This is a genomic window from Stenotrophomonas sp. HMWF003 (assembly GCF_003061285.1).
GTDB classification, from domain to species: Bacteria; Pseudomonadota; Gammaproteobacteria; order Xanthomonadales; family Xanthomonadaceae; genus Stenotrophomonas; species Stenotrophomonas maltophilia_AP.
In genome coordinates this window covers 1-4,351 of record NZ_QAIW01000050.1, presented here as the reverse complement: position 1 = coordinate 4,351, position 4,351 = coordinate 1, and the positions used below count along the sequence as shown (strand labels likewise).

4 protein-coding genes are annotated in these 4,351 nt (G+C 68.9%); 3 read left to right on the top strand and 1 reads right to left on the bottom strand.

Annotation, left to right across the window (positions count from 1 at the left end; genetic code table 11):
• On the top strand, positions 1–921 hold a 921-nt coding region (locus DBR34_RS01680; RefSeq protein WP_146186755.1), incomplete at its 5' end, for an aldo/keto reductase.
• Positions 922–975: 54 nt separating this feature from the next.
• Here the strand turns inward: DBR34_RS01680 and DBR34_RS01675 are convergent.
• Positions 976–1,677, bottom strand: coding sequence for a pirin family protein (locus tag DBR34_RS01675; RefSeq protein WP_128095451.1), 702 nt, complete (start codon positions 1,675–1,677; stop codon positions 976–978).
• A 142-nt stretch (positions 1,678–1,819) separates the two neighbouring features.
• Between DBR34_RS01675 and DBR34_RS01670 the strand changes: the two genes are divergently transcribed.
• Positions 1,820–2,746, top strand: a complete 927-nt coding sequence (locus DBR34_RS01670) for a LysR family transcriptional regulator (protein ID WP_128095450.1) — start codon at positions 1,820–1,822, stop codon at positions 2,744–2,746.
• Positions 2,747–2,876: 130 nt separating this feature from the next.
• Positions 2,877–4,022: an alpha/beta fold hydrolase gene (locus DBR34_RS01665; protein WP_128095452.1), complete on the top strand. Its 1,146-nt coding sequence runs from the start codon at positions 2,877–2,879 to the stop codon at positions 4,020–4,022.
• Positions 4,023–4,351 lie beyond the last annotated feature (329 nt).

Here is a 4,351-nt window from a genome sequence, read left to right as displayed (position 1 = left end):
ACCGATGCCATCAGTGAGGCCACGCTGGCAGCGGCGTACGCGGCCGGCGTGCGCTGTTTCGATACCTCGCCGTGGTACGGGCTGGGCCTCAGTGAGCGCCGCTACGGCCATCACCTGCACAACCACCCGGCACGCGAGTACACGCTGTCGACCAAGGTCGGCCGCCTGCTGACGGCCACGCGCGGCGCGCTGCAGAAAACGATGTGGCAGGAGCCGTCGCCGTTCCACTACCGCTACGATTATTCGGCCGATGGCACCCGGCGCTCGGTGGAGGACAGCCTCAACCGGCTTGGTGTGTCGCAGCTGGACGTGGTGTTCATCCACGACCTGTCCCCGGACAACGAGAAAGACCTCGGCATGCCGTGGGAGCAGCGCTTTGCCGAGGCCGCCAAGGGCGCGATGCCGGCGCTGACCCGCATGCGCGAAGAAGGGCTGATCAAGGCCTGGGGATTCGGCGTGAACCGCCCCGAGCCTGCGCTCCGTGCGATCGACGAAGCCGACCCGGACATCTTCCTGCTGGCGTGCCAGTACTCGCTGCTGGACCACGAACAGGCCCTGCACGAAACCTTCCCCCGGATCGCCGCGCACGGCGCGTCGGTGGTGGTGGGGTCGCCGCTGCTGGCCGGTTACCTGGCCGGGCGCGAGCGGTATCTGTACGACGGCACGGTGCCTGCCTGGGCGCCGGACAAGCGCGCCAAGGTGCAGGCCGTCTGCGATCGCCACGGGGTGGATCTGCGCACTGCGGCGCTGCAGTTCGCCGATGCGCCGGCGGTGGTATCGGCGGTGATCCCCGGGGCGCGCACGCCCGAACAGGTGCTGGCCAACGTGGCGTCGATGTCGGTGGCCATCCCGGCCGCGTTCTGGGCCGAGCTGAAGCAGGAGCAGTTGATCGCCGCGGACGCGCCGGTGCCTGCGGCCTGATGCGCAGCAGACGGCCCCGATCGGTTCGGGACCGCCTGCGTGCATCGCATCGCCTTACAGCGGCAGGTCGAACACCAGCACTTCTGCATCGCTGGCGTTTTCCAGCGTCACCTGGGCCTCGTCGCTGATCTGCAGCGCGTCGCCGGTGTCCAGGGTGATGCCGTTGACCTGCACCTGGCCCCGCGCCACCTGCACATAGGCACCGCGACGCGGGGCCAGCGGCAGCTGCACGCGATCGTTGCCGTCCAGGATCGTGGCGTAGATGTTGGCGTCCTGGTGGATCAGCAGGGCACCGTCACGCCCATCCTTGGCGGCGATCAGGCGCAGCTGGCCGCGCTTGGCTTCGGGGGCGAAATGGGTTTCCTGGTAGCTCGGGGCGATGTTCTCCTGGTCGGGGAACAGCCAGATCTGCAGGAAGTGCACGGTCTCGTCGGCCGAATGGTTGAACTCGCTGTGGCTGACCCCGCTGCCGGCGCTCATGCGCTGCACGTCGCCATAGCGCAGCACCGAGCCGGTGCCCATCGAGTCCTTGTGCTCCAGGGCGCCGCCGAGCACGTAGGAGATGATCTCCATGTTGGCGTGGCTGTGGGTCCCGAAGCCCTGGCCGCCCTGCACGCGGTCTTCGTTGATCACCCGCAGCGGGCCGAAGCTGGTGTAGCGCGGGTCGTAGTAGTTGGCGAACGAGAAGGTGTGCATGGAGTTCAGCCAGCCATGGTCGGCCTTGCCACGGGTGGTGCTCTTGCGGATCTGCAGCATGGTGGATCTCCTCGGGTATTCGATGGTTTCGATGGTGGGCGGGGAGGCGTTTGCGGCGTCCCTTTCCTGTTGGCGCCAGTATCCGCTTGCACATGGGGTTTGAAAAACGGATAGTTTCGCAAGCCATCATCGAAAAATTCGAATGCTCAAGCTCAGTCTGGATGCCCTGCAGATCCTCGATGCCATCGACCGTCGCGGCTCCTTTGCCGCCGCGGGCAAGGCGCTGCACAAGGTACCGTCGACCATTTCCTACACGGTGTCCAAGCTGGAACAGGACCTGGGCGTGCAGCTGTTCGACCGGGTGGGTCCGCGCGCGCAGCTGACCCAGGCCGGGCAGGCGCTGCTGGAAGAGGGGCGGCACCTGCTGCGGGCCGCACGCGAGCTGGAGATGCGGGTGCGCCGGGTGGCCTCGGGCTGGGAGGCGGAGCTGACCGTGGCGGTCGATTCGATGTTCCAGCCGGCGTTGCTGGCCGAGGACGTGCGCGCCTTCAACGCGGTGGCCGAACAGACCCGCGTGCGGCTGATCAGCGAGTCGCTGTCGGGCACCTGGGAGGCGCTGCTGGACCGGCGCGCGGACCTGCTGGTGGGCGCGGCTGGCGAAGGGCCGAGCGGCGGCGGCTACGTGGTGGAGCCGATGGGCGTGGTGGAATTCGTGTTCGCAGTATCACCTTCGCATCCGCTCGCGACCGCGCCGGGGCCCCTGGGGCGCGAGCAGCTGGCCGCGCACTGCGCGATCGCGGTGGCCGATTCGGCGCGGCGGTTGCTGCCGCGTACGGTGGGCCTGCTGATGGGGCAGGAGACGGTGACGGTGCCCGATACCGTCAGCAAGTTCCGGCTGCAATGCGCCGGCCTCGGCTTCGGCTTCCTGCCAGCGCCGTATGTGCAGCAGGCAGTGCAGCAGGGCCGGCTGGTGATCAGGCAGGTGGAGGAGCCCAAGCCCGACGAGACCTTCTGGCTGGCCTGGCGGCCGGGCGAAGAGGGCGCCGCGTTGCGCTGGTGGCGGGCGCGGATGCAGGGCCCGCAGGTGATGGCCGGCTGGTGGCCGACGATGCAGGGCTGGCTGGGGTGAGGTGTGGCGCCGGGCGAGGTCAAGCTGAATCGCCGCTGCGTTGTCATCGCACGGTCATGTGGATGCGATAGAGCGCCCGGTCGGCGGCCGGTAACCTGCGCGGCTCACTCTGGTTTTCCCTGTGTCCCCTATGAAGCGCCTGCTGCTGTTGTTGCTGGCCGGGGCCGGCCTGTGGCTGGCTGCCTGCTCCTCGCTCACTTCCACCGCTGCCTCGACCTCGCTCAGCGATCGTCTGGTCGCGCCCGGTGGCGTGTCCACGTTGCTGGACACCGCGCGCATTGCTGCCGCGGTGGACGGCGTGCCCAACCGGCATGGCCGGGTCACCAGCCGTGCGGGCGTGCCGATCTTCTGGCGGGCGTTCGACCCGGGCCAGTACGGGCTGCGTTACCAGTACCTGGCCCAGCCGCACGAGAACGGGGAGCCGCTGCAGACCGGCCTTGCGCTGGCGCTGCCCACGCCATTCCGGGCGCAGCCGCCGCGCGGCACCGTGGTGCTGCTGCACGGCTGGATGATGAATGGTGATGCGATGTTGCCGTGGTCGCTGCAGCTGGCCCAGGCCGGCTACCGCGTGGTCACCATCGACCTGCGCAACCATGGCCAGTCCGGTGCGGGTCCGTCGGGCTATGGCACGTTCGAGTCGGACGATGTGATCGACGTGATCGATGCATTGCAGGCACGCGGCGAAGTGGTGGGGCCGCTGTACCTGTTCGGGGTGTCCTACGGCGCGGCCACGGCGGTGTTTGCCGCCGACAAGCTGGGTGACCGGGTCAGTGGCGTGGTGGCGATGGAGTCCTTCGCCAATGCCGGCGATGCCATCCGCAGCATGATCCCGCACCTGATGGCGCTGCAGCCGACCGCCTGGAAGGCGCAGGCGATGGCGGCCTATGGGCGTTGGCGCTACGGCGGGCAGGATATCGACGCGGTGATTGCTGCGGCCAGTCAACGCCTGGACCTCGACCTGGACCGTGTCGACGTGGCGCGCGCGCTGGCCGATACGCGGGCCTGCGTGTTGCTGGTGCACGGGCAGAACGACCAGCACGTGCGGGTGGACCAGGGGCGCCGGCTGGCAGTGGCCAGCCCACGCGTGCACTACATCGAAATGCAGGGCGAAGACCACATCACGCTGCCGCTGCGGCTGGACCTGCTGGGGGGCGTGGTGGACGATTGGCTCGCGCAGGAAGGGCATGCCGGCGCGCAGTGCGCCGCGCCGCAGATGCCGCGTGAAGCCGACCGGTTGGTGATGGCGCGGCTGCAGGCGCAAACGCCGCGCGGATGATCCCGCGACAGACGTCGCCGCCAATGCGGTAGCGCCGGCCGATCCCACCGGTAGTGCCGGCCGCTGGCCGGCTCCAGGCAGATCTTCCACCATGCGGTAGAGCCGGCCGCTGGCCGGCTCCAGGCAGATCTTCCACCATTCGGTAGTGCCGGCCGCTGGCCGGCTCCAGGCGGATCTTCCACCATTCGGTAGTGCCGGCCGCTGGCCGGCTCCAGGCGGATCTTCCACCATTCGGTAGTGCCGGCCGCTGGCCGGCTCCAGGCAGATCTTTCACCATTCGGTAGTGCCGGCCGCTGGCCGGCTCCAGGCGGATCTTCCAACGTTCATGA